The organism is Paraburkholderia oxyphila NBRC 105797 (assembly GCF_000685075.1).
GTDB lineage: Bacteria > Pseudomonadota > Gammaproteobacteria > Burkholderiales > Burkholderiaceae > Paraburkholderia > Paraburkholderia oxyphila.
The window spans coordinates 175,365-201,286 of the sequence record NZ_BAYD01000003.1; the positions used below are offsets into that span (position 1 = coordinate 175,365).

The 25,922-nt window shown below is 65.4% G+C and carries 23 protein-coding genes; 4 read left to right on the forward strand and 19 right to left on the reverse strand.

The features are described from left to right. Positions 1–52 precede the first annotated feature (52 nt). On the reverse strand, positions 53–1,108 hold the full coding sequence (gene pyrC / locus BO1_RS02405) for a dihydroorotase (RefSeq protein WP_043283561.1): 1,056 nt from the start codon (positions 1,106–1,108) through the stop codon (positions 53–55). 300 nt (positions 1,109–1,408) lie between these two features. Here pyrC and BO1_RS02410 point away from each other — a divergent pair, with 300 nt between their 5' ends. Further along, entirely contained in the window at positions 1,409–2,317 is a 909-nt protein-coding gene (locus tag BO1_RS02410) for a class II glutamine amidotransferase (protein WP_084687736.1), read from the forward strand. Between the two features lie 144 nt (positions 2,318–2,461). On the opposite strand, the gene BO1_RS02415 is transcribed toward BO1_RS02410, so the two are convergent. The 7 genes from BO1_RS02415 to BO1_RS02445 all read right to left on the reverse strand — a co-directional run bounded on the left by BO1_RS02415 (position 2,462) and on the right by BO1_RS02445 (position 10,109). Further along, positions 2,462–3,187, reverse strand: coding sequence for an amino acid ABC transporter ATP-binding protein (locus BO1_RS02415; RefSeq protein WP_028216182.1), 726 nt, complete (start codon positions 3,185–3,187; stop codon positions 2,462–2,464). Continuing rightward, positions 3,184–3,861, reverse strand: a complete 678-nt coding sequence (gene gltK, locus BO1_RS02420; RefSeq protein WP_028216183.1) for a glutamate/aspartate ABC transporter permease GltK — start codon at positions 3,859–3,861, stop codon at positions 3,184–3,186. Before gltK ends, BO1_RS02415 begins: the two co-directional genes overlap by 4 nt. Beyond that, positions 3,861–4,601, reverse strand: coding sequence for an amino acid ABC transporter permease (locus BO1_RS02425; protein WP_028216184.1), 741 nt, complete (start codon positions 4,599–4,601; stop codon positions 3,861–3,863). Before BO1_RS02425 ends, gltK begins: the two co-directional genes overlap by 1 nt. Positions 4,602–4,682: 81 nt before the next feature. After that, entirely contained in the window at positions 4,683–5,576 is an 894-nt protein-coding gene (locus tag BO1_RS02430; RefSeq protein WP_028216185.1) for a glutamate/aspartate ABC transporter substrate-binding protein, read from the reverse strand. 203 nt (positions 5,577–5,779) lie between these two features. Next, positions 5,780–7,078: a Glu/Leu/Phe/Val family dehydrogenase gene (locus BO1_RS02435; protein WP_028216186.1), complete on the reverse strand. Its 1,299-nt coding sequence runs from the start codon at positions 7,076–7,078 to the stop codon at positions 5,780–5,782. A 223-nt stretch (positions 7,079–7,301) separates the two neighbouring features. Beyond that, positions 7,302–8,252, reverse strand: coding sequence for a LysR substrate-binding domain-containing protein (locus tag BO1_RS02440; RefSeq protein WP_028216187.1), 951 nt, complete (start codon positions 8,250–8,252; stop codon positions 7,302–7,304). 33 nt (positions 8,253–8,285) lie between these two features. Next, positions 8,286–10,109, reverse strand: coding sequence for a tetratricopeptide repeat protein (locus tag BO1_RS02445; protein ID WP_028216188.1), 1,824 nt, complete (start codon positions 10,107–10,109; stop codon positions 8,286–8,288). 247 nt (positions 10,110–10,356) lie between these two features. Between BO1_RS02445 and purB the strand changes: the two genes are divergently transcribed. Beyond that, positions 10,357–11,745, forward strand: a complete 1,389-nt coding sequence (gene purB, locus BO1_RS02450; RefSeq protein WP_028216189.1) for an adenylosuccinate lyase — start codon at positions 10,357–10,359, stop codon at positions 11,743–11,745. Positions 11,746–11,869: 124 nt separating this feature from the next. On the opposite strand, the gene BO1_RS02460 is transcribed toward purB, so the two are convergent. The 4 genes from BO1_RS02460 to edd form a co-directional block, all read right to left on the reverse strand. Continuing rightward, complete coding sequence (locus BO1_RS02460; RefSeq protein WP_028216190.1) at positions 11,870–12,373, reverse strand: gluconokinase; 504 nt, start codon at positions 12,371–12,373, stop codon at positions 11,870–11,872. An 80-nt stretch (positions 12,374–12,453) separates the two neighbouring features. Then, positions 12,454–13,815: a GntT/GntP/DsdX family permease gene (locus BO1_RS02465; RefSeq protein ID WP_028216191.1), complete on the reverse strand. Its 1,362-nt coding sequence runs from the start codon at positions 13,813–13,815 to the stop codon at positions 12,454–12,456. Between the two features lie 413 nt (positions 13,816–14,228). Further along, positions 14,229–14,870, reverse strand: a complete 642-nt coding sequence (eda, locus tag BO1_RS02470; RefSeq protein ID WP_028216192.1) for a bifunctional 4-hydroxy-2-oxoglutarate aldolase/2-dehydro-3-deoxy-phosphogluconate aldolase — start codon at positions 14,868–14,870, stop codon at positions 14,229–14,231. A gap of 71 nt (positions 14,871–14,941) precedes the next feature. Further along, on the reverse strand, positions 14,942–16,843 hold the full coding sequence (gene edd / locus BO1_RS02475; RefSeq protein WP_028216193.1) for a phosphogluconate dehydratase: 1,902 nt from the start codon (positions 16,841–16,843) through the stop codon (positions 14,942–14,944). Between the two features lie 276 nt (positions 16,844–17,119). On the opposite strand from edd, the gene BO1_RS02480 reads away from it, so the two are divergent. Continuing rightward, complete coding sequence (locus tag BO1_RS02480) at positions 17,120–17,977, forward strand: MurR/RpiR family transcriptional regulator (protein ID WP_028216194.1); 858 nt, start codon at positions 17,120–17,122, stop codon at positions 17,975–17,977. A gap of 157 nt (positions 17,978–18,134) precedes the next feature. Here BO1_RS02480 and BO1_RS02485 read toward each other — a convergent pair whose 3' ends face one another. Beyond that, positions 18,135–18,698, reverse strand: coding sequence for a hypothetical protein (locus BO1_RS02485; protein WP_028216195.1), 564 nt, complete (start codon positions 18,696–18,698; stop codon positions 18,135–18,137). Next, positions 18,595–19,056: a hypothetical protein gene (locus BO1_RS60100; protein WP_167338308.1), complete on the reverse strand. Its 462-nt coding sequence runs from the start codon at positions 19,054–19,056 to the stop codon at positions 18,595–18,597. Before BO1_RS60100 ends, BO1_RS02485 begins: the two co-directional genes overlap by 104 nt. Here BO1_RS60100 and BO1_RS58780 point away from each other — a divergent pair. Continuing rightward, positions 19,042–19,194: a hypothetical protein gene (locus BO1_RS58780; RefSeq protein WP_156992090.1), complete on the forward strand. Its 153-nt coding sequence runs from the start codon at positions 19,042–19,044 to the stop codon at positions 19,192–19,194. The genes BO1_RS60100 and BO1_RS58780 overlap by 15 nt on opposite strands. A gap of 93 nt (positions 19,195–19,287) precedes the next feature. Here the strand turns inward: BO1_RS58780 and BO1_RS02500 are convergent, their stop codons facing one another. From BO1_RS02500 to leuS, 5 genes are all read right to left on the reverse strand, one after another. Next, positions 19,288–19,704 (reverse strand): CopD family protein, encoded by a 417-nt coding sequence (locus BO1_RS02500; protein WP_028216196.1) that lies wholly within the window; start codon positions 19,702–19,704, stop codon positions 19,288–19,290. Between the two features lie 99 nt (positions 19,705–19,803). Further along, positions 19,804–21,075: a glutamate-5-semialdehyde dehydrogenase gene (locus BO1_RS02505; RefSeq protein WP_028216197.1), complete on the reverse strand. Its 1,272-nt coding sequence runs from the start codon at positions 21,073–21,075 to the stop codon at positions 19,804–19,806. Between the two features lie 203 nt (positions 21,076–21,278). Next, positions 21,279–22,505, reverse strand: coding sequence for a DNA polymerase III subunit delta (holA, locus tag BO1_RS02510; protein WP_028216198.1), 1,227 nt, complete (start codon positions 22,503–22,505; stop codon positions 21,279–21,281). 33 nt (positions 22,506–22,538) lie between these two features. Further along, on the reverse strand, positions 22,539–23,090 hold the full coding sequence (locus BO1_RS02515) for an LPS-assembly lipoprotein LptE (RefSeq protein ID WP_028216199.1): 552 nt from the start codon (positions 23,088–23,090) through the stop codon (positions 22,539–22,541). 70 nt (positions 23,091–23,160) lie between these two features. Continuing rightward, a complete protein-coding gene (gene leuS / locus BO1_RS02520; protein ID WP_028216200.1) occupies positions 23,161–25,755 on the reverse strand; it encodes a leucine--tRNA ligase in 2,595 nt (864 codons plus the stop codon). Positions 25,756–25,922 lie beyond the last annotated feature (167 nt).

Here is a 25,922-nt window from a genome sequence, read left to right on the forward strand (position 1 = left end):
GGTGTGTCTGCATCGACCGCCGCCTGGCTGGCCACGCCGGGCATCGCAACGCTCAATCGAGCTTCCAGCCGATCGTCTCGCCGCCACGCAGCGGCACGATGGGCGCATCGCCGGCGCTCACTTCCGCCGGGAGCGTCCACTCTTCGCGGCGCAGCGTGACCGTTTCCGCGCTGCGCGGCAGGCCGTAGAAGTCGGCGCCGAAAAAGCTCGCAAAGCCTTCGAGCTTGTCGAGCGCGCCGGCGTTGTCGAACGCCTCGGCGTAGAGCTCGAGCGCGTGCAGCGCCGTATAGCAGCCCGCGCAGCCGCATGCGTGCTCCTTCAAGCCCTTCGGATGCGGCGCGCTGTCGGTGCCGAGGAAGAAGCGCGCGTCGCCCGACGTCGCCGCCTCGACCAGCGCCACGCGATGCGTCTCGCGCTTGAGAACCGGCAGGCAGTAGTAATGCGGACGGATACCGCCCTGGAAGATCGCGTTGCGGTTGTACAGCAGGTGATGCGCCGTGATCGTCGCGCCCAGCAGGCCAGGCGCCGCGTGATCCGCGCGAATGTAGTCGACAGCGTCCTTCGTCGTGATGTGCTCGAACACCACCTTCAGCGCCGGGAAGTCGCGGCGCAGCGGGATCATCACGCGGTCGATGAAGACCTTCTCGCGGTCGAACAGGTCGATGTCGGCGTTCGTCACTTCACCGTGCACCAGCAGCGGCATGCCCACTTCCTGCATCGCCTCGAGCGTCGGCGCGCACTTGCGGATGTCGGTCACGCCCGCGTCCGAGTTGGTGGTCGCGCCCGCCGGGTAAAGCTTCACGCCATGCACGAAGCCGCTCGCCTTCGCGCGGCGGATTTCCTCGGGCGGCGTGTTGTCGGTGAGATAGAGCGTCATCAGCGGCTCGAACTTCGCGCCCGCGGGCAGTGCCGCGAGAATGCGCTCGCGGTACGCCGCGGCCTGCTCGGTCGTCGTGACCGGCGGCTTCAGGTTCGGCATGATGATCGCGCGGCCGAACTGGCGGGCCGTATGCGGCAGCACCGCCGCGAGCATCGCGCCGTCGCGCACATGCAGGTGCCAGTCGTCGGGGCGGGCGAGCGTGAGAGTCGTGGGAGTGGAAGCGTTCATGGCTAGTAGGCGCGTTGCGCAGCGGATGATCGGACAGCGAAATGGGCCAGCAAAGCTCGGGCTGCGAAGCAACGAGGCGGCGAGGCGGTGAAACGGCCGGTGCGGCGTCGCGCGCGCACGACAGCCGCCACGCGCGAATGTCCCGCTGGCGCGCATTCGCGCCTGCCGGGAATGCATCCGACAAAATTCGTATTGGCGCGCCGCGGCCCGGTGATATGCTTGGAAAATCATCATTGTACCGGGTCGCGCGCCCTGCCTCATACGCCGTACCGGGTACCCGTATTACGTACTATAAGCACCATGTGCCAACTTCTCGGAATGAACTGCGCCGCGCCAACGGACGTCACGTTCTCCTTTACAGGATTCGCGGCGCGCGGCGGCGCCACCGACCACCACGCCGACGGCTGGGGCATCGCATTCTTCGAGGACAAGGCCTGCCGCCTCTTCATCGATCACGAGGCCTCGGCGCGCTCGCCGATCGCCGAGATGGTCAAGCGCTACCCGATCAAGTCGCGCAACACCATTGCGCACATCCGCAAGGCCACGCAGGGGCATACGTCGCTCGAGAACTCCCACCCGTTCCAGCGCGAACTGTGGGGCCGGCACTGGATCTTCGCGCACAACGGCGACCTGCAGGACTTCAATCCGGTCATGTCGGGCGTCTACCAGCCGGTCGGCACGACCGATAGCGAGCGGGCCTTCTGCACCCTGCTGGAAGGGCTGCGCAAGGCGTTTCCGGGATCTCAGCCGCCGCTGCAGGAGCTTTTCGCGACACTGGAGTCGCTCACGCGCGAGATCACGCAGTTCGGCGTGTTCAACTTCCTGCTGTCGAACGGCCAGGCGCTGTTCGCACATTGCTCGACGCATCTCTACTACCTCGTGCGCAGTTGGCCGTTCTCGACGGCGCATCTGGTCGACGCCGATGTCTCGATCGACTTCGCGAAGTACACCACGCCCGAAGACCGCGTGTCCGTGATCGCCACCGCGCCGCTCACCGACAACGAAGTCTGGACGCGCTTCGCCCCCGGCGACCTGCTGATGTTCCAGCACGGCGACGTCGCCGCGCGCACGAGCGTGCCGGTGCCGCAAAAGGTGCTCGACAAGCTCAGGAATCCGTCGACAGATGCCTCGGCCAGCGCATCGCGCGTGGCCCAGCCAGGTGAGGTGGACCCGGAAGCCGTTGCCGCCTTGCAGACCTGGGGCGAATGACGCGACGATAATGCCGGCATGACGCCGGTCCGACGCGCGCGAGACGTGCGCGCCGCCCTCGCCGCTCAAACGAAAAAACCGCGCAAGGCCCAAAAGCCTGCGCGGTTTTTTTATACCCGGCGCATCGCGCGCCAGGCGCGACCCTCAATGCAGGATCTTCGCGAGAAAGTCCTTCGCGCGGTCCGACTTCGGGCTGGCAAAGAACGCATCCTTCTGGTCGTCCTCGACGATAAAGCCCTTGTCCATGAAGATCACGCGGTGCGCGACCTTCTTCGCGAAGCCCATTTCGTGCGTCACGCACATCATGGTCATGCCTTCCTGCGCGAGCTCCACCATCACGTCGAGCACCTCGTTGATCATCTCGGGGTCGAGCGCGGAGGTGGGCTCGTCGAACAGCATCGCGATGGGGTCCATCGAAAGCGCGCGCGCGATCGCCACGCGCTGCTGCTGACCGCCCGAGAGCTGCCCCGGGTATTTATCGGCATGCGCGCGCAGGCCCACGCGGTCGAGCAGCTTCAGGCCCTTCTGCATGGCTTCGTCCTTGCCGCGGCCGAGCACCTTGATCTGCGCGAGCGTGAGGTTCTCGGTGATCGACAGATGCGGGAACAGCTCGAAGTGCTGGAACACCATGCCCACTTTCGCACGCAGCTTCGAGAGATTGGTGCGCTTGTCGCCCACCGACTGGCCGTTCACGAGGATCTCGCCCTGCTGGAACGGCTCGAGCCCGTTGACGGTCTTGATGAGCGTGGATTTGCCCGAGCCCGATGGCCCGCACACCACCACCACCTCGCCCTTTTTCACTTCCGTCGTGCAGTCGGTCAGCACCTGGAACTGGCCGTACCACTTCGAAACGTTCTTAATTGAAATCATCTTGCGACCTTTTTCTGAAGACCTTTCACAAGGCTCGACGCGATCACGCAGACCACGAAATAGCATGCGCCCGCGAACAGTACCATCTCGACCATCGTTCCGTCACGATCGCCGATATTGGTGGCGGTGCGGAAGAAGTCGGCGAGGCTGATCACGTAGACGAGCGAGGTGTCCTGAAAGAGCACGATGGCCTGCGTGAGCAGGAGCGGCACCATCGCGCGAAACGCCTGCGGCAGCACCACGTATTGCATCGCCTGGCCATAGCGCATGCCGAGCGCGAACGACGCATTCACCTGCCCGCGCGGCACCGCCTGAATGCCCGCGCGGATGATCTCCGAATAATACGCGGCCTCGAACAGCGAAAACGCGATCATCGCCGAAGCGAGACGGATGTCGATGTCGGGCGACAGGCCGAGCAGGCTCTGCAGCAACTGCGGCACGATCAGGAAGAACCACAGCAGGACCATCACGAGCGGGATCGAGCGGAATACCGTGACGTAGCCCTGGGCGAACCACGCGAGCGGCTTCACGCCCGACAGGCGCATGAGCGCGATCAGCGTCCCCCACAGAATCCCTACGACGATCGCGCAGACCGTGATCTTGAAGGTGACGATGGCGCCGGTCCACAAGGTCGGCAGCGCGCCCGGAATACCGCTCCAGTCGAAATGATGCATCACTTGCCTCCGATATAGCCGGGTAGCCGGGATCTCGCTTCGACCCAGCGCATCAGCGCCATGACGATCAGGTTGATCAGCACGTAGGCGAGCGTGACCGCGATGAACGACTCATAGCTTTGCGCCGTGTAGTCGACGAGCTGGCGCGCCTGCGCGGAAAGATCGAGCAGGCCGATCGTCGATGCGACCGCCGAGTTCTTGAAGATGTTGAGAAACTCGGAAGTGAGCGGCGGCACGATGATGCGATAGGCAACCGGCAGCAGTACGTAACGATAGGTCTGCCACTGCGTGAAGCCCATCGCGAGGCCGGCGGCGCGCTGACCGCGCGGCAGCGCGTTGATGCCCGAGCGCACCTGCTCGCACACGCGCGCCGCCGTGAAGAGCCCGAGGCAAATGACCGACGAGGAGAAGAACTGCACGCCGGGCGGCAGTTGCTTGAACGCGTTGCCGAGCGAGGGCGGCACGATTTCCGGCAGCACGAAGTACCAGATGAAGAACTGCGCGATGAGCGGTATGTTGCGGAAGATCGCGACATAGACCGTGCCCGCGCCGGCGGCGTATTTGTTCGGCAGCGTGCGCAGCACGCCGAAGAACGAGCCGACGATGAGCGCGATCACCCACGCGCAGAGCGACACCGAGACCGTCACCCAGAGGCCCGAGATGAGCCAGCCGAGATAGGTGGTGGGTTCGCCCGTCGAGACCGGGCTGAGCAAAATGCCCCAGTTCCAGTGGTAGGACATGAAGAGCCTCCAACAAAAAGAACGGAAGAAGCGCGGCTTCTTCCGTTCCGTTTTACACGCCGATCAGGCTGGTGCCCTGAATCAGTCGATTGCCTTGTCGTTCGGGCTCTTGAAGAGCGCCTTCATGTCTTCGCTTTCCGGGAAGTTCAGGTTGAGACCCTTGGGCGGAATCGGCGATTCGAACCACTTCTTGTAGATCGCGTCGGCTTCGCCCGAGGTCTCGACCTTCGCGATGGCGTCATCGGCGACCTTCTTGAACTCGGGGTCGTTCTTGCGCAGCATGCAGCCGTAAGCCTCACGCGATTGCGGCGTGCCGACGATCACGAAATCGCCCGGATTGTTCGACTTCGCGCGCTCGCCCGCGAGCAACGCATCGTCCATCATGAACGCCACCGCGCGGCCCGTGGAGAGCGTCATGAACGACTCGCCGTGGTCCTTCGCGCTGATGATGTTCATGCCCATGCTCTTGTCCTGGTTCATCTTGCGCAAGATGCGCTCGGACGTCGTGCCCGCCGTCGTCACGACCGTCTTGCCCTTGAGATCGGCGAAGTCCTTGATGCCCGAATCCTTCTTCGTCATGAGGCGCGTGCCGATCACGAAAATCGTATTCGTGAAGGCGGCCTGCTGCTGACGTTCGGCGTTATTGGTCGTGGAGCCGCACTCGATGTCGATCGTGCCGTTCTGCACGAGCGGAATGCGGTTCTGCGAGGTGATGGGCACCATCTTGACCTTGAGGTTAGGCATGTTGAGCTTTTGCTTCACCGCCTCGACGATCTTCATCGCGAATTCTTGCGAGTAGCCGACCACGTTCTGCTTGTCGTCGTAGTACGAAAACGGAATCGAAGATTCGCGATGGCCCAGCACGATCACGCCCGTGTCCTTGATCTTCTTGAGCGTCCCCGAGTCCTGCGCCCAGGCACTCGCAGCAACGAAACCGAGGGTGGCGAGAACGAGCGCGGCCTTTTTGATTTTCATCTTGATCTCCTTGGCAAGAATCGCCGCCAGTGTAGCAAAGTAATTCTATTGAAAGAATTAAGGTGGACCCTGGCGTTGCAGCCGTGAAATGCAAAAGCGGGCGGCCCCTTTTGGGGGCCGCCCGCTTACTTTCAGCAACGGTCTAAAGCGTAACTTTTACCGCCGCAAGATGGCTCGCTCGGCTTGGTCGCCTTGCTCGTCGATCAGGGGTACAGACCGCGCATTTCGCGCGCCATCAGGATGCGCTTACATGCCACGATGAACGCCGCGGTACGCATCGACACGCCCTGCTCGCTCGCGACTTGCCAGACCGCCGTGAACGCTTCGCGCATCACGCGCTCGAGACGCTCGTTGATTTCCGACTCGGTCCAGAAGAAGCTCGAGAAGTCCTGCACCCACTCGAAGTACGAAACGGTCACGCCACCCGCGTTCGCGACCACGTCAGGAATCACGAGGACGCCCTTGTCGTGCAGGATGTCGTCGGCGGCCGTCGTGGTCGGGCCGTTTGCGCCTTCCACGATGATCTTCGTGCGGATCTTGCCCGCGTTGTGCTCGGTGATCTGGTTTTCCAGTGCGGCCGGAATCAGGATATCGGTTTCGATGGTCCAGAATTCTTCGTTGCTGAGCATGTCCGCGCCGGAGAAGCCCGCCACGCCGCCCGTCTTCGCCACGTGCTCGAGCAGCGCCGCTGCGTCGAGGCCGGTCGACTTGTAGAGCGAGCCCGTGTGGTCCTGCACGGCGACGATCTTCGAGCCCGCTTCCTGGAACAGACGCGCGGCGATGCCACCCACGTTGCCGAAGCCCTGCACGGCGATGCGTGCGCCTTCGATCGACACACCCTTGCGGCGCGCCGCTTCGCAGCCCACGACGAACACGCCACGGCCGGTTGCCTCGCGACGGCCGAGCGAGCCGCCGAGCGAGATGGGCTTGCCCGTCACGACGCCCGTGGCCGTCTGGCCCTGGTTCATCGAGTACGTGTCCATCATCCACGCCATGATCTGCTCGTTCGTGTTCACGTCCGGCGCGGGAATGTCGGTGTTCGGTCCGATGATGATGCCGATTTCGCTGGTGTAGCGGCGCGTCACGCGCTCGAGCTCACCACGCGAAAGCGTGCGCGGGTCGACGCGGATGCCGCCCTTCGCGCCGCCGTACGGCACGTTCACTGCTGCGTTCTTCACCGACATCCAGGCCGACAGCGCCATCACTTCGGAGAGCGTAACGTCCTGGTGGTAACGCACGCCGCCCTTGCCGGGACCGCGCGAAACGTTGTGCTGGACACGATAGCCTTCGAAGTGCGCAACGGTGCCGTTATCGAGTTCGATCGGGCAGTCGACGATCAGGATGCGCTTCGGACGCTTGAGCGTCTCGAGCCAGCGCGAGAGCGAGCCGAGATACGGCGCCACGCGATCGACCTGACGAAGGTAGTTGCCCCACGGACCGAGATCGTCCGCGTGAAGGTAGGACGGAACCGAAGACACTGCGGACTGCGTTTGGGAGGACATTTATGCTCCAGCTATCGATGAAGTGGTGCCATTGTCAGAAAACGCCCACACGAAATCCAATGCCGTTTGGTCATCCCGTTATGCTTTTCGTGCATAACGTTCGCGAAATCGAAAGAATGTGTCGCGGACGACCGTATTGACGGCGCAGTAAGCTCCAGGCCCGCAGGCGGGCCGTCCTTGGCGCGTGCCAGCCGCATACCAGGCGCGTCGTGCCAGGCGTGTACTAAGCGCGCGCGACCTCGTCGCTCACGACGTCCCATAGCGCGCGCACGAGCCCCTCGCGCGCGTCGTTGCCTTGAGAGGCGAGCTTGTCGCGGTAGAGGCGAATCTCCATGTCGAGCGTGAACTGGCCCTCGGGCACGCCGCGCGTGCCGCGATCGAGCCGGATCAGCTTGCCTTGCGCGACGGCGTCCTCCACGGCGCTGTGCGGCAGGAACGCGATGCCGTGTCCCGCGAGCGCCATCGCCTTGAGGCCCTCGGCCATGTCGGTCTCGTAGACGCGGTCGAGGTACAGCCGCATCGGCGCATTGGCGACGATCACCTCGGTCATGCGGCCCAGATAGGCGTTCGGCGTATAGGAGAGATACGGCGTGGGCGCATCGGCCGTGCCGGGCAGCGTGTAGCGCGCGCGGCCCGCGCGCTGCGGCGCGGAGTACGGGCTGATCGGTTCGATGCCGAGCGTGAGCGTGTCGTAGCGCGCGGGATCGAGCGTCACCGGGTGGCTCGGATGGTGATAGCCCATCACGAGATCGCAGCCGCCCTCCACCAGCGAGAGCACCGCGTCGTGCACGTTCAGCGCGCGCAAGCGCGTGTGGATCTGGCCGAGCTTCGCTTCGATGCGCTGGAGCCAGCGCGGGAAATAGGTGAGCGAGAGCGTGTGCGGCACCGCGAATTCGATCGTCGCCGCGGGCGTGTCGGTGTGGCCGCGTAGCAGCGTGCGCGCCTCGTGAAACTGCGAAAGCATCGCGAGCGCCTGCTCGTAAAAGACCTGGCCCGCCGAGGTGAGGCGCGTGGGATAGACCGAACGATCGATCAGTTCGGTGCCGAGCCACGCTTCGAGCGCCTGAATGCGGCGCGAGAACGCCGGCTGCGTCACGTGCCGCAGTTCGGCCGAGCGGCTGAAACTATGCGTTTCCGCGAGCGAAACGAAGTCTTCGAGCCATTTGAGTTCCATGCGGAGCCACTGTGCGGATGAGAAGTCCGCATTCTAGGCCCGCGCACGCCCCGCTGGGTCGCTTTCGGTCGCAAGCGCGGCCTCCAGCGCGCTAACCACCGCGCTCCAGTCGCCGAGCTCTGGCTGCCGGAACACCCGCGCCGACGGGTACCAGACAGAATCGCAGCGTCCCATGCCCCAGCGCCAGTCGGGCTGCGCGGCGAGCAGCACCCACACGGGCCTGCCGAGCGCACCCGCGAGGTGCGCAACCGAGGTATCGACGGTAATCACGAGATCGAGGCTTTCGATGAGCGCAGCGGTGCTCGCGAAATCGTGGAGCTCGTCGCCGAGCGCGTGCAGGGGCCAGCGGCCCGCCACGTCGGCGAGTTGCGCGGCGCCCGGTCCCTTCTGGATAGCGAACCACGCAATGCCCTCGAGCGCCGCAAGCGGCAACAGGGCCGTGAGCGGCACGGAGCGGAACGCGTCGAAATGGTGGCGCGGGTTGCCGGCCCAGACGAGCCCGATGCGCCGCCGCGCACCGCCCGCCAGTGCGTCTACCCGCTCACGCCAGGCGGCGGCCTGCGTGGCGTCGGCACGCATGTAGGGCACCGGCGCATAGATCGGCCGGCCCGGAAACTTCAGCGGCAGGCTCATCACATCGCACCAGTAGTCGTAGTGCGCGGCGACGCTTTCGTCGCTGGGCGCGGCGTCGAGCACGCGCGCAACCCCCGGTACCGTCGCGGCAAGCGAGGCCAGTTCCGGCGCGACCCACGCGTCGACCTGCGCACCCATCCCGGCAAGCAGACCCGCGTAGCGCACGAACTGGATCTGGTCGCCCACGCCCTGCTCGCGCGCAATCAGAAAGCGCTTGCCTGCAAGCGGCTCGCCCTGCCATTCGGCGCACGAGCGCTTGCGGTAGTTGGGCTTGCCGGTCGTCGTGGTCTTGCGGTTCTCGAAGAGCGGCCAGCCCTCGGCATATTCGCCGCGCCGCAGCAGCAGCATGCCGAGCTGGAACAACGATTCCGGCAGGCCCGGCCGGAGCTCGAGCGCGCGGCGATAGTACGCCTCCGCTTCGTCGTAGCGTGCAAGCGCCGTAAGGGCGAACGCGAGATTGTTCACGGCGCCGGCTGCCTCAGGCTTGAGCGCCACGGCGCGCTGATAGTGAGGAATCGCTTCCTCATACCGGTGCATCGCGTCGTAGACATAACCCAGCTCGAAGTGCGCGTTGGCGTTCTCCGGCTCATGCAGCACGATCCGCTCGAAGCAGGCTGCCGCCTGTGCGTGCTCCGCGGCCGCGCGCAGGAGCTTGCCGAGATGCATGAGCGTTTGCGTGTCGTCCGGCTCGAGGGCGCGCGCATCCTGGTATTGCGCGATCGCCTCCGGCGCACGGCCGGCCTTCTCGAGCGCGCGGCCCAGATTGAACGCGAAATGCGCCGAGCGCGGGTTGAGCGTACGCGCGCGCCGGTAGTGCTGTTCCGCGCAGGCGAGATCGCCGAGTTCCATCAGCGCGTTGCCGAGATTGTTGTGCGCGTTCGCGAAGTCGGGCGCGAACTCGATGGCCTTGCGCTGCAGCGCGGCAGCAGCGGCGTGATCGCCCATCCGCGCCGCCACCACGCCGCGGTTGCCCAGCAATTCGGCGTCGCCGGGCGCCTGCGCGAGCGCGCAATCCATCAGTTGAGCGGCGCGTGCAGGGTCGCCTTGACCGAGCGCCAGCACCCCGAAGTAATGCAGCGCGGCGGGATGCTCGGGCTGCAGTTCGAGAATGCGCCGATAGAAGACCTGCGCGTCGTCGAGCCGCCCCGCGCGGTGATGCGCGAGACCGGTTTCGAGGAGCGTGGCAATCTCATTGTGCTGCCCAGAAGGGGAATCGTGGTTCATGCGACGTGGAGAAACGGGAAGCGGCCGTAGCGGCAGAACGCAGCACTCTATCCCCGTCTCGTATATCGCCATCGCATTAAGTCGCCGGGATGGCCCACGCGGCCAGCAGCGCAATAGCGCCGGCCCGAGCCCGCGCCTCGTCGCGCGCAGCATGGGCAATCGCTCCGGCCCCTGTCAGCGTGGTGATAAAATATGCGGCTCCCCCCGGTTCCTTTCTGATCGTAACGCCACACGTTACGTCCCCATCATGTCCGACACTCGTCCCGATACGCTCTTCGCGCTCAACGCGCTCTCCCCGCTCGACGGCCGCTACGCCTCGAAAACCGAAGCCCTGCGCGACTGGCTCTCGGAAGCCGCGTTCATGCGTAACCGCGTGACGGTCGAAATCCACTGGCTGATCGCGCTCTCGCAAGCCGGCTTCGCGGAAGTGCCGCGCTTCTCGCCAGCCTCGGAGCAGTTCCTGCTCAAGCTGGCCGAGAACTTCACGGCGCACGACGCCGCGCGCATCAAGGACATCGAGCGCGTGACGAACCACGACGTGAAGGCCGTCGAGTACTGGCTCAAGGAATCGGTGAAGGGCCAGCCGGAACTCGAGCGCGCGAGCGAATTCATCCACTTCGCCTGCACCTCGGAAGACATCAACAACACCTCGCACGGCCTGATGCTCGCGGGCGCCCGCGAGCACGTGATCCTGCCGGCGCTGCGCTCGGTCTATGAGCGTCTCGTGAAACTCGCGCACGCGCACGCCGACCAGCCGATGCTCTCTCGCACGCACGGCCAGCCCGCGAGCCCGACCACGCTCGGCAAGGAAATCGCCAACGTCGCTGCGCGTCTCGCGCGTGCGATCCAGCGCATCGAGAAGGTCGAGCTGCTTGGCAAGATGAACGGTGCGGTCGGCAACTTCAACGCGCACCTCTCCGCGTATCCGGAATTCGACTGGGAAGCGTTCTCGAAGGAAGTCGTCGAGCAGCGCCTGAAGCTCACGTTCAACCCGTACACGATCCAGATCGAGCCGCACGACTACATGGCGGAACTGTTCGACGCCATCGCGCGCGCGAACACGATCCTGCTCGACCTCGACCGCGACGTCTGGGGCTACATCTCGCTCGGCTACTTCAAGCAGAAGACCAAGGCCGGCGAGATCGGCTCGTCGACGATGCCGCACAAGGTCAACCCGATCGACTTCGAGAACTCGGAAGGCAACCTCGGCCTCGCCAACGCCACGCTGCGCCATCTCGCCGATAAACTGCCGGTCTCGCGCTGGCAGCGCGACCTCACCGACTCGACGGTCCTGCGCAACATCGGCGTCGCGTTCGGCTACTCGCTGCTCGCGTACGACGCGCTGATCCGCGGCCTCGACAAGCTCGAAGTGAACCCGCAGCGCCTCAACGACGACCTCGACGCCACCTGGGAAGTGCTGGCCGAGCCCGTGCAGACGGTCATGCGCCGCTACGGCATCGAGAACCCGTACGAGCAGTTGAAGGAGCTCACGCGCGGCAAGGGCATCACGCGCGAAGCGCTGCAGACCTTCGTTGGCGGCCTCGCGATTCCCGAGGACGCGAAGCAGCGTCTGCTCGAGATGACGCCCGCGTCGTATGTCGGCAAGGCGGCGGAACTGGCCAAGCGCATTTCGTAAGCACGTTGCGTGGCGCCGGCGGCATTTGCCGCGTCGGCGCCAGCCACACGCAGCAAAAAGGCGCTTCGTTCATCGCGAACGAAGCGCCTTTTTTTGCATCCGCGCTGGACGGCGCGCCCGACGATCAAGTCGCGTAGCGCGTTGCCAGTTGCTTGATCACTTCATCGACGATCTGCTCGGGCGTGAGCGCGATGCTGACCTCGATCGCCTCATCCGCACCCGGCTCTTCGAGCGTGTCAAGCTGGCTTTGCAGCAGCGACGGATCGAAGAAATGACCCGTGCGCGACGCGAGGCGCTCGTGCAGCACCGCAAAGGTGCCCTTCAGGTACACGAAGCACACGTCGCGGTCGCTGCCGCGCAGAATCGCGCGATACGAGCGCTTGAGCGACGAGCACGTGAACACGGCCGTCTCGTGCGCGCGCTGCTTTTCCTCGATGGCCACGCGGATCGTGCGCAGCCACGGCCAGCGGTCGTCGTCCGTGAGCGGGATGCCGTCGTGCATCTTCTTCTTGTTGGCTTCGCTATGGAAAGCGTCGCCGTCGGTGAAGCTGCAGTGCAGGCGCTCGGCAAGCAACTCGCCGATGCGTGTCTTGCCCGCACCCGACACACCCATTGCGATCAGAATCATGGACTGCTCCTTGTCGACCGGAGTGGCTGCTTCAGCACTAACCCCGGTCCCATCCAACATGGTCGCAACATCGTTGCGCCTTACACCACGGTCGCCAGCGCAAACGTCAGCCCGAGGCCCATCAGCGAAATAATCGTCTCGCAGAGCGACCAGGTCTTGAAGGTCTGGCCGACGGTCATGCCGAAGTATTCCTTGATCAGCCAGAAGCCGCCGTCGTTGACGTGCGAAAAGATCAGCGAGCCCGAGCCCGTCGCGAGCACGAGCAGCTCGGGGCTCACCGCCGCGCCGCTCGCGGCGGCCACCGGGGCGACGATGCCGCAGGCCGTCGTCATGGCAACGGTGGCCGAGCCGGTCGCGAGACGAATGAGCGCCGCGACGAACCAGCCGAACAGCAGCGGCGAGAGATGCGCCGACTGCGCCACGCCGACGATCTCCTTCGAGATGCCGCTATCCATCAGCACGCGGCCAAAGCCGCCGCCCGCGCCCACGATGAGCGTAATGCCTGCGATCGGCGCGAGGCAGTCGCCGCAGAACTTCTGGATCTGCGCGCGGTTGAAACCGCGTCGCGCGCCGAAAGTCCAGAAGCTCACCAGCACGGCGATCAGCAGCGCGACATCGGAGGTGCCTACGAAACGCAGCAGATTGTTCGGCAGGGTCTTGGGCGCGAACACGAGGTCGGCCCAGCTGCCGATCAGCATCAGGATCACGGGCAGCAGGATCGTGAATAGCGTGATGCCGAAGCTCGGCAATTCGCTATCGGCCTTGACCTTCATGTCGCCGATGAACTGCGCCGCGAGCGGATTGTTCTCGTTCAGCTTGATCGTGCGGTGAATGAGCAGCGCGAAGAGCGGACCGGCAACGATCGCGGTTGGAATCCCGACGATCAGGCCGTAGGCGATGGTCCTGCCGATATCGGCGTGATAGGCCTGCACCGCGAGCAAGGCGGCCGGGTGCGGCGGAATCAGGCCGTGCACGACGGAAAGCCCCGCCACCATCGGCAAGCCGACGAGCAGCAGCGACTTGCCGGTGCGCTTGGCGACGTTGAACGCGATCGGAATCAGCAGCACGAAGCCGACTTCGAAGAACACCGGCAAGCCGACGATGATGGCGACGAACATCATCGCCCAGTGGATGTTCTTCTCGCCGAACCAGCGGATCAGCGTCGTGGCGACGCGCTCGGCGCCGCCCGATTCCGCCATCATCTTGCCGAGCATGGTGCCAAGGCCCACCACGATCGCGATGTGACCGAGCGTGTTGCCGTTGCCGGTTTCGAACGATTTGACGATCTGATCCATCGGCATGCCGGCAGCGAGGCCGAGCAGCAGCGAAACGATGATCAGGACGAGAAATGGATAGACCTTCCAGCGCGTGATCATGAAGATCAGCGCGGCAATCGCGATGAGCGCATAAATCAGCAGCATGCTGCCGTGGGCCACTCCCATGAGGCTCTTCTCCAGTGAGTTGTTCATTGTCCTTCCACGGCAACACTAGAACGTCAGTGCCTTGCGCGCGGAAGGGCCCGGCATTCGAAGGGCCGAGATTGTAGAGGTTATAGCGGCTTTCGGCGCCATGTGCCTGAAAAACGAGCGAAAGACGAGCGAGCCGCGCAAGCCATACGCCCAAAGGGCGCGGCCTGCGCGGCTCGTAGATCCGACAGGATGAAGAGCGGTCCAGATGGGCCAGCCCCAATGGACCAACCCAGATGGGCCAAGCCATCCTGCGCGGCACGCCGATCTTCTTCAAACGTTCGTCAGTTAGTTGCCTTTAGCTCGAGTTGAGACCAGCGTTCAAGTCACTCGCGCAGCGCTGGCATTCAGGGCCTGAACGCCCGGAATACCGTCCACCGCACGCGATCTCAGCGTAGCGGGCGCGCCAGCTCGCTCGCGGCGTGCGCGAGGCGCGTCACCTCGGCCCAGTCCTGGGCGGCAACTGCCGCCTTCGGCGTGAGCCACGAACCGCCCACGCAGACCACATTGGGCAGCGCGAGGAAGTTGATCGCGGATTCGGCGGTGATACCGCCCGTGGGGCAGAACTTGAGCGTCGGGAACGGGCCGTGGAAAGCCTGCAGCATGTTGATGCCGCCCGCGGGCACCGCCGGGAAGAACTTGACGATCTCGTAGCCAAACTCCATTGCCGCGATGATGTCGGACGGCGTCATGACACCGGGCAACAGCGGCAGGCCCGCGTCGAGCGACGCCTGATGGATGTCGCGCGTGAGGCCCGGCGATACACCGAACTGCGCGCCGGCCTTTTTCGCGAGCGCGCAGTGCTCGGGCTTCGTGATCGTGCCCACGCCGACGACGATATCCGGCGCGATCTTCGCCGCGCGCTCGATCGCCTCGAGGCCCGCCGCCGTGCGCAGCGTGATCTCCAGCACCTTCACGCCGCCCGCGTGCAGCGCGCGCGAAACGTGCTCGCCCTGCTCGGGCGTATCGAATGCCAGCACCGGAATCACCGGGCCGAGGCGGACAATGTCGGCCACCGTGCTTGTTGCCATGATCAGGCTCCTTGATGATGAATTCAGTTTGTCGCTCAGTGCGTCGAGCAGTTCGTCGCGCAGTGTGCCGCTCAGTGCGTCGTTTGTGAGGCGGCCACAGGCGCGGCTGCCGACGCGCTCGCGTGCGACGTGGCCGGCACTTCGCCGACGAGCGGGCCGAACACCGACGCGCCCAGCTCCGCAGGCGCGGCAGCGGCGCGGAATACGCCGAACAGCTCGCGGCCGAAGCCCACTTCATTGCTTTCCTGATGGGCGGGTTGCGCGACCGGACGCGCGTTCCATTCCGCCTCGTCCACTTCGACGTCGAGCACGCCCGCGACCGCATCGATCACGACGATGTCGCCGTCGCGCACCTTGCCGATCGGCCCGTGCAGCAGCGTTTCCGGCGAGACGTGGATCACGGCCGGCACCTTGCCCGACGCGCCCGACATGCGCCCATCGGTCACGAGCGCAACGTGGAAGCCCTTGTCCTGCAGCACGCCGAGCAGCGGCGTGAGGCGGTGCAGCTCCGGCATGCCGTTGGCGCGTGCGCCCTGGAAGCGCACGACGGCCACGAAATCGCGCTCGAGCTCGCCGCGGTCGAAGGCTTCCTGCACGGCTTCCTGCGAATCGAACACCACGGCCGGCGCGCGCACCAGGCGATGATCGGGCGCCACCGCCGAAATCTTGATGACGCCGCGGCCAATGCGGCCTTGCATCAGACGCAAGCCACCGTCCGGCTGGAACGGCTCGGGAAGCGGGCGCAGCACGGCCGTGTCGGCGCTCTTCTCGACCGCCGGCACCCACGTGAGCTTGCCGTCGAGCAGCTTCGGCTCTTCGGTGTAGTGGCGCAGGCCCTCGCCCGCCACCGTTTTTACGTCTTCGTGAAGCAGACCGCCGTCGAGCAGCTCGCGCACGAGGAAGGCGATGCCGCCCGCCGCGTGGAAATGATTCACGTCCGCCTTGCCGTTCGGATAGACGCGCGCGAGCAGCGGCACCGCGGCCGACAGTTCGTCGAAATCGTTCCAGTCGATGAGGATGCCCGCCGCGCGCGCCATCGCCACGAGGTGCAGCGTGTGGTTGGTCGAGCCGCCCGTCGCCATCAGCGCGACGATGCCGTTGATCACCGCCTTCTCGTCGACCACGTGGCCGATCGGCGTGTAGTTGCCGCGCTCGACGGTCAGCTCGAGTACGCGGCGCGCAGCCGCGGCAGTGAGCTCGTCGCGCAGCGGCGTATGCGGATGGATGAAGGCCGAGCCCGGCAGATGCAGGCCCATGATTTCCATCAGCATCTGGTTGCTGTTGGCCGTGCCGTAGAACGTGCAGGTGCCGTGGCCGTGGTACGCGGCGGCCTCGGATTCGAGCAGCGCCTCGCGGTCGCACTGGCCAGTCGCGAATTTCTGCCGCACCTTGGCTTTGTCGTCGTTCGAAATACCGCTCGTCATCGGACCGGCGGGCACGAAAATTGTGGGCAGATGGCCGAATTGCAGCGCGCCGATCAGAAGCCCCGGCACGATCTTGTCGCACACGCCAAGGCACAGCGCCGCGTCGAACATGTTGTGCGTGAGCGCAACGGCCGTGCTCATCGCGATCACTTCGCGCGAGAACAGCGACAGCTCCATGCCGGCGTTGCCTTGCGTGACGCCGTCGCACATCGCGGGCACACCGCCCGCGAACTGCGCGACGCCGCCGACTTCGCGGGCCGCCTTCTTGATGATGTCGGGGAAATCCTTGTAGGGCGCGTGGGCCGAAAGCATCTCGTTATAGGCCGAGACGATGCCGACGTTCGGTTCGCGGATCGCCTTGATGGCGATCTTGTCGCGCCCCTCGAGACCGGCGAAGCCGTGAGCGAGGTTCGCGCACGAGAGCGCGCCGCGCGCCGGGAAACGGTCCTGCGCCGCCGCGATACGTGCGAGATAGGCCTCGCGCGTCGGCTTGCTGCGCTCGATCACGCGCCGCGTGACCTTCATCAACTGCGAATGCGGGGAAACCATCGAATCTCCTTCCTTTTTTATCTCGCGGGGCGCTCGGGGACGCATCACGCGATCCGGTCAGCGATGGAGCGATGTTAGTAGAAAAACTACAAGATCGCAATCCCGGTTTTGCCCTGGGATTGAACCATGTGAACGCTGAAAATTCCCGTGTTTACCGGGATCTTTCTCGCTTCAGTTAAATCAGCCTTGCATCTTTACGTCGATTCTTGTAGTTTTTGTACATATCCATCGATCCGCTATAGTCCACGGATCTTTCAGCATAGTGCGAGTTTCCCGATGCTGCTGTCCCAGGTGAAGGCCATACGCGAGCAATTGCGCCCCTCCGAGCGCAAGCTCGCCGATTACATCGTCGAGGCGCCGCGCGAGCTGCTCGACCTTTCGATGACCGAGGTCGCCCAGCGCGCCGGCGTGAGCCAGCCGACCATCGCGCGCTTCTGCCACGCGCTTGGCTTCTCGGGCTTTCGCGAGTTCAAGATCCGGCTCGCGCAGGCCGTGGCGAGCGATCTGCCCACGGAGATGCCCGCCGTCTACCGCGACGTGCGCCCGGACGAACCGGTGCCCGGCGTCGCCGCAAAAGTGCTCGACCGGACGATCGGCGCACTCGTGCAGGTGCGCAACAATCTGTCCACGGACGCGCTCGGCGCCGCCATCGACCTGCTCGCCAAGGCTTCGCGCATCGAGTTCTATGGCGCGGGCGGCTCAGGCATCGCGGCGCAGGACATGCAGCACAAGTTCTTTCGGCTTGGCATGCCGAGCGTCGCCTACTCGGACCCACACACGTTCCTGATGTCGGCGGCGCTGCTCGGGCCGGGCGACGTGGTCGTCGCCATCTCGAATACGGGGCGTACACGCGATGTGGTGGATGCGGCGCAAACGGCGCTCGACCGGGGCGCGAAGGTCATCGCCATCACGCACGGCACTTCGCCGCTCGCACGCCTTGCGAGCGTGGGATTGCACGCTAACGTCGACGAAGACACCGACGTGTTCTCGCCGATGACTTCGCGTACTTCACATCTCGCGATAGGCGACATTCTTGCGGTGGGCGTGGCGCTGCAGCGTGGACCTGAGCTTGCGGAAAAGCTCGCCGGCGCGAAGGACATCATCGCGCGGCGGAGGCTGGACGCGAACGGCTGAACGCGTCGCGCGGCCGGGCGCACCGAAAATCTCGCGCCTGAATAAAAAAAGCGGGCTCCCGAAGGAGCCCGCTTTGCGTTCCGGCCTGAACTACGCAGCCGGGCAATGACAAGGATCCGGGCTCACCAGAGGCGGCCGCGCCGCTCCTGGCTTGCGATCAGACGCTTACCACTGGTACGCCATACCGCCGCCGTACGTAGCACCGCCACCCGAGGCATAGTGGGTGCGACGACGGACAGCTCACCGCATCGTACGAGCTTGCACCATTCGCCACGTTATGCAGTGCGACCGGCTTGGTCGAACCCTTGCCGCCGAGCGTCACCGAGCCCTTCGACGTGTCATCGTACGCAACGAACGCATTCGTGATATTGCCCGAGCTGTCTGTCGTCGCACCCAGCGCGTACAGTTGTGCACCGTTCACCGCGTCGGTACTCGACGCGTTCAGCGTGCCGTTCGCCACATTCGTCAGCTGAACCGGTGCATGACCTGTGCCACCGAACGTCACCTTGTCGTGCGCCGATGTGTCGTAAATCACAGCATCAGGAGAGCCGCCACTCGCCTTTGCGTTGATGGCAGTCAGTGCCGATCCGACATCCGTGTAAGTCGAACCCGAAAGGTTATAGGTCGGCGTACTGATCGAGCCGTTCGCATTGACGGAGGTCGAGCCACCCAGCGCAGCCGCCGTGCTCGAAGCCAGACCGTAGAGTTGCGCGCCGTTCACTGCCCACCGAAATGGTGTTCGCCACGGTCGCCACCGAACCCGAGCCCAGCGCCACCGAGTCGTTGGCCGATGCCAGCGCCTGGATGCCGACTGCCGTGCTCCCGCTGCCGTCCGCCTCCGTGTTCGAGCCAATGGCGATGCTGCCGGCGCCGTTCGCGCGCGCAACGTCGCTCGGCGAATACGAGCCGCTTGCGTTGGCGATACCCCGGACCTGCGAATAGTAGGCCGCGGTTTTGTACGGCGCCCCAACCGCCGCCGAGGTATCAACCCCGGAACCCGACGACGAAGCACCCAGCATCGCGCCGGCGCGGAGCAGCCTGACCGACTGCTGGCTTACGCCACCTTGCGCCGCGATCATACCGGCATCAACCGCTATACGCCTGCGCAGGGCTATCGGCCGATCGAATACCGCTTTGCAGACGTCTTCATGAAGCGGGATGACGGTTGGCGCGTCGTGGGCGCGCGCATGCGCCGCAAGGAATCGGGCAGCATCTGAGCTTGCCATGTTGCATGGGACCGGAGTGAGCACTAAAGCGCTAACTCCGGGGCAACCGGCCGCCCATCAAGGAAGGAAGGGAAAAAGCGCGCGTCAGAAAGGCTTGATGACGACCAGCGCCACCGCGGCCAGCATGCCGAGCACCGGGAGTTCGTTGAACATGCGGTACCACTTGTCTGAGCGGCGATTCTCGCCGCGCTCGAAGGTCTTGAGCAAACGACCGCAATACGCGTGATAGACGATGAGCAGGACCACGACGCCCACTTTCGCGTGGATCCACCCCTGGCCGCGCCCGATCCCCACCACGAGCCACAGCCACAGCCCGCAGAGCAGCGCGGGCACGGCAATCAGCGTCATGAAGCGATAGAGCTTGCGCGCCATGATGAGCAGGCGCTGGATGGCCGCGGGCTCGGTTTCCATCGCGAGATTCACGAAGATGCGCGGCAGGTAGAACAGGCCCGCGAACCACGAGGCGATCAGAACGATGTGAAACGTCTTGACCCAGAGCATCGGCGATCCTTGTTGTTATCGGCGTAGTGAATACGGGAACTGCACAGGGCGTGGCGCGAGCGAGATGCGCGTGCCTTGTGTGGCACGCGCAGCGCCCGCTTACTGGCGCCCTTCGCCGTGGCCCAGCACGACGTATTTGAGCGAGGTCAGCCCTTCCAGGCCAACCGGACCGCGCGCGTGCAGTTTGTCGTTGGAGATGCCGATCTCCGCGCCAAGGCCGAACTCGAAGCCGTCGGCGAAACGCGTCGAGGCGTTCACCATCACGCTGGCCGAATCCACTTCGCGCAAGAAGCGCATTGCGCGGTCGTGGTCTTCGGTGACGATGGCGTCGGTGTGATGCGAGCCGTAGTGGTTGATGTGCTCGACGGCCTGATCGAGGTTGTCGACGATCTTGACCGCCAGCACCGGCGCGAGGTACTCGGTGCGCCAGTCCTCTTCGGTGGCGTCCACGAGCGGGCCGACGTTCGCATCCGCGAGAATCGCGCGCGCGGCCGCGTCCACGCGCAGCTCCACGTCTTTGTCGCGATAGAGGCGGCCAAGCGGCGGCAGCACTTCATGCGCGATGCCGCGCGCGACGAGCAGCGTCTCCATCGTGTTGCAGGTGCCGTAGCGGTGGGTCTTGGCGTTGTCGCAGACGGTGAGCGTCTTCGCGAGATCGGCGCGGTCGTCCACGTAGACGTGGCAGATGCCGTCGAGGTGCTTGATCATCGGCACGCGCGCTTCGGCCATCAGGCGCTCGATCAGGCTCTTGCCGCCGCGCGGCACGATCACGTCGACGAATTCCGTCATGGTGATGAGCTTGCCCACCGCCGCGCGGTCGGCGGTTTCCACCACCTGCACCGCGTCCTGCGGCAGGCCCGCCGCCGCGAGCCCCTCGCCGATCAGCTTCGCGAGCGCCGTGTTGCATTCAAGCGCCTCGGAGCCGCCGCGCAGGATGGTGGCGTTGCCCGATTTCAGGCACAGCGCCGCGGCGTCGATGGTCACGTTCGGACGCGATTCGTAGATGATGCCGATCACACCCAGCGGCACGCGCATCTGGCCGACCTGAATGCCGCTCGGGCGGAACTTGAGGTTGCTGATCTCGCCGATCGGGTCGGGCAGCGCCGCCACCTGGCGCAGGCCTTCCACCATGGTCTTGAGCGCCTTGTCCGAGAGCGTGAGGCGGTCGATGAACGCCGCGTCGTGGCCCTTCTCCTTCGCGCGCGCGAGGTCGCGGGCGTTGGCGTCCTTCAGTTGCTGCGTCTCGCGTTCGATCGCCTGCGCAACGGCTTCGAGCGCAGCGTTCTTTGCGGCCGTCGAGGCTCGGGCCATCGCGCGCGAAGCCTTGCGGGCGCGGCGGCCGAGGTCGGTCATGTACTGGTCGATATCCATGGTTTCTGTCGTGATGCGGCGCGCCCGGTCGATGCGGTGTGGGGCTGCGCGGTTCAGGTTAGGTCGATTTTAAGGCCAGCGGGCCGGCTTTGCTGAGCGCGCCCAGATGTCGGGCGCGAGCCGCGCCACACGCACGCATGCGGCACGCCGCGCCCTCTGGCGATGCCGATAGCAGTGCCGGAGCATGGGCCCGGCCAGCACAACTAGCCTGGCCTGCGCCCCGGCCCTGCGGTGCGCGGTCGGGCCGCGGCAGCTGCTGCCGCGGCCGCCGCGGCTGGGCTTGTGGCCGCGCCGCCTGGTTGTGTGCGCCCCGAAGCTGCGGCGCCGCGCGCAGGTCCAGCCAAACGCGCCGGCGCGCCGGTCTCGCGCGGCGCGGCAACCGTCATCGCCAGTTCGAACAGGCCGTCCCAGGCATCGGGCGGCAGCGCATTGCGCCAGTCTGCGCGCGACTGCCCCGAAAGCCCCTTCACCTGGCGGTCGAGGCGCGCCGCGAGCGCGAGGCCGCGCTCGAGCGTCGCCTCGGTCAGGCGCGAGAGCGCCGGCCCGATGAGCCGCTCGCGCGGCCCCCAGACGCGGTTCTCGCGCAGCAGCATCGCGAGCGGCTTGCCCGCCGCCACGCCGCGCTTGATGCGCAGCAGCGTGCGGATCTCTTCGACGACGGCCCACAGCACCAGCACCGAAGCCTCGCCTTCGCCCTGCAGCCCGTCGAGCATGCGCGCGAGCCGCCCGGCGTCGCCGGTGAGCATCGCTTCGTTGAGCTTGAAGACGTCGTAGCGCGCGACGTTGAGCACGGCGTCGTGAATCTGCTCGAAGCTCAGCACGCCTTCGGGATAGAGCAGCCCGAGCTTCTGGATTTCCTGATGCGCCGCGAGCAGGTTGCCTTCCACCCGCTCCGCGACGAATTGCAGCGCGCGCCGGCCGTCCTCGCCGGGCGCGACGCGCTGGCCCTGCTGGGCCAGACGCTGCCCGATCCAGTTCGGCAACGCGGTACGCTCGACCGGGTCGATCTTGATCGCCACACCACTGTCCGTCAACGCCGTGAACCACGCGGATTTTTGCGTGGCAGCGTCGAGGCGCGGCAGCGTAATGAGCGTGAGCACGTCGGGATTCGCCGCCGATTTAGCCGATGCGGCGAGCGTCTTGAGCGCGTCCGCGCCTTCCTTGCCGGGCTTGCCCGACGGGATGCGCAGCTCCACCAGCTGGCGATCGCCGAATAGCGACATCGACTGGCTCGCACCAATCAGCGCGCTCCAGTCGAAGCCGCGCTCGACCGTGAACACCGAGCGGTCGGTGAAGCCCGCGGCGCGCGCGCTCGCGCGGATGCGGTCGCACGCTTCCTGGGCGAGCAGATGCTCGTCGCCGTAGACGACGTATAAACCCGCCATCGCTTTCGCGAGGTGCTGCTCGAGTGCGTCCAGTCGCAGTTGCATGAAGAGCGCTTTAGAAGAAGGACGATAAGCGCATCACAGCGGCGGTGGCGGCAGCGGCGCGCGGGGCGCGACGCCCGGCACGACCTGAGCCGGCGTGGGATGCAGCGTCTTCAGGACTGCGAGACGGCGCGTGAGCTGGTCGACGGCGTCGTTCTGCATGTCAGCGAAAAGCAGATCGGATTCGGACACCTTCGCGGTCGAGTACTGGTCGCTATAGGTCATCGCGCGATTGAGCGCGATCGAGCTCGACTGGATCAGCGGGGAGCCGTCCGGCGCCGTGAGCGTGTAGTTCAGCGAATAGTTGACCTGATATTCCTCGACCACGCCGTACGAGTTCAGCGTGAGCGTGCTGAAGCTGCGCGACTCGCTCACGCGCAGCACCGCGTCGGCATTGGCCGCCGAATCGACCACGACCGAATCGCTACCGCCTTCGATCATGCGCGTAAGACGCGCCGTCACGGGCGCCGACGCGCCAACGACAGCGAGGCGCTTGAACGCGTAGTTCTGCTCGCCACGCAGCTGGAATCCGCACGCCGAAAGCATCAGCGCGCTGCCCGCCAGTAACAGGAACGATCTGCGAATCACCTGGACTCCCTGGTTCAGAACAGCGGCGGCGCGCGATGCGTCGATCAAGCGCCACCGCCAGCACGTCATGTCAGACCACGACGTTCACGAGACGGCCCGGCACGACGATGATCTTCTTCGGCGCGCGCCCTTCGGCGAACTTCGCGAACATCTCGTGGGCGAGCGCGGCCGCTTCGATCGCGTCCTTGCCCGCATCCCTGGCGACCGTCACGGCGCCGCGCACCTTGCCGTTCACCTGCAGCACGAGTTCGATTTCGGCCTGCTCGAGCGCCTTTTCGTCCACCTTGGGCCAGGGCGCGTCGAGCAGCGTGCCGTATTCGTCGGCGTAGCCAAGCGCCTTCCAGAGCTCGAACGTGAGGTGCGGCACGACCGGATACAGTACGCGCAGCAGCACGCCGAAGGTCTCGCGCTGCACGCCGGCGCCGGCGCCCTTGGCGGCTTCGATCGCGTTGAGCATCTTCATCGCCGCCGAAACGACGGTGTTGTACTGCAGACGCTGATAGTCGAAGTCGGCCTGCTTGAGCACGCCGTAGACTTCGCGGCGCAGCGTCTTCTCGACCTCGGCAAGCGCGGCGGCGTCGAACGACGCGCGCGACTTGATCGCCTCGGCGTTCGCGTAGCCGAACGACCAGACCCGGCGCAGGAAGCGGCTCGCGCCCTCCACGCCCGCACCCGACCATTCGAGCTGCTGCTCGGGGGGCGCGGCGAACATCGTGAACAGACGCGCGGTATCGGCGCCGTACTGGTCGATCAGCACCTGCGGGTCGACGCCGTTGTTCTTCGACTTCGACATCTTCTCGATGCCGCCCAGCACCACGGGCTGAGCGTCGCTATTGAGCGTCGCGCCAACCGGACGACCCTTCTCGTCGTGCGTGACGGTCACGTCGGCCGGGTTGTACCAGGTCTTCTTGCCCGCGGCGTCTTCGCGGTAGAACGTTTCGTTGAGCACCATGCCCTGCGTGAGCAGGTTCTTCGCCGGCTCGCCAAACTTCACGAGGCCGAGGTCGCGCGAGACCTTCGCCCAGAAGCGCGAATACAACAGGTGCAGGATCGCGTGCTCGATGCCGCCGATGTACTGGTCCATCGGCATCCAGTAGTCGGTGCGCTCGTCGACCATGGTCGCAGCATTGGGTGCCGCGTAGCGGTAGAAGTACCACGACGAGTCGACGAAGGTGTCCATGGTGTCGGTTTCGCGCTTCGCATCGGCGCCGCACTTCGGACACTTGCAGTTCAGGAACGCCTCGGACTTCGCGAGCGGGTTGCCTGTGCCGTCCGGCACGAGGTCTTCGGGCAGCACGACCGGCAGATCCTGCTCGGGCACCGGCACGTCGCCGCAGCTCGGGCAATGGATGATGGGGATCGGCGTGCCCCAGTAGCGCTGGCGCGAGATGCCCCAGTCGCGCAGACGCCACGTGACCTGCTTGTCGCCGTAACCATGCGCCTTGAGGTCCGCCGCGACCGCATCGACGGCCGCCGTGTAGTTCAAACCGTCGAACTTGCCGCTGTTGATGCAGACCGCACGGTCCTTGTCGCCGTACCACTCCTGCCAGGCGTCGAGCGAGTAGGTCTCGCCTTCGGCCGCGATCACCTGCTTGATCGGCAGATCATATTTTTTCGCAAACGCGAAATCGCGCTCGTCGTGGCCCGGCACGCCCATCACCGCGCCTTCGCCATAGCTCATCAGCACGTAGTTGCCGATCCACACCGGCACTTGCTCGCCCGTGATCGGGTGCGTGACCGTGAAGCCCGTGTCGACGCCCTTCTTCTCCATTGTTGCGACGTCGGCCTCGGCCACGCCGCCGCGCTTGCATTCGTCGATGAACGGCAGCAGCTCCGGCTTGTCCTGCGCGAGACGCGTGGCAAGCGGGTGCTCGGCCGCGACCGCGCAGAACGTCACGCCCATGATGGTGTCGGCGCGCGTGGTGAAGACGCGCAGCAGCTTCTTTTCGCCGTCGAGCTCGTACGGGAAGCCGAAGTTCACGCCGAAGCTCTTGCCGATCCAGTTCTGCTGCATGATCTTGACGCGCTCGGGCCAGCCGAGGCCGTCGAGGTCGCCCAGCAGCTCATCGGCGTACTGCGTGATGCGCAGGTAGTACATCGGGATTTCGCGCTTTTCCACCAGTGCGCCCGAGCGCCAGCCGCGTCCGTCGATCACCTGCTCGTTGGCGAGCACGGTCTGATCGACCGGGTCCCAGTTCACCGTGCCGGTCTTCTTGTACGCGATGCCCTTCTCGAGCATCTTCAGGAAGAACCACTGGTTCCACTTGTAGTAATCGGGCTTGCAGGTGGCGAGCTCGCGCGACCAGTCGATCGCGAGACCCATCGACTGCATCTGGCCCTTCATGTACTCGATGTTGTCGTAGGTCCACTTGGCCGGCGGCACGCCGTTGGCCATCGCGGCATTCTCGGCGGGCATGCCGAACGCGTCCCAGCCCATCGGCATCAACGTGTTGTAGCCGTTCATGCGCAGATAGCGGTACATCACGTCGTTGATCGTGTAGTTCCGCACGTGGCCCATGTGCAGCTTGCCCGACGGGTACGGCAGCATCGAGACGCAGTAGAACTTGGGCTTGTCGGCCTTTTCGGCCGTCCGGTAAGCGTCGGACGCGCGCCATTCGCCTTGCGCGGCGGATTCGACGTCGGAGGGAACGTATTTTTCGAGCATGGTGTGGATGGGGAACGCGGATTCGGGCGGATTGGGCCTGGGTACAGCCGGGGTTCAGCCAGTCAGGGCGCTGCCGGGCCGGTCTTGCGCGGCTCGGGCACCAGCCCGGGGCGCGACGCTCACAGGCTGAGCCAGCTTCAGCAGCCCCGCTTTTTTACAGGGAAACG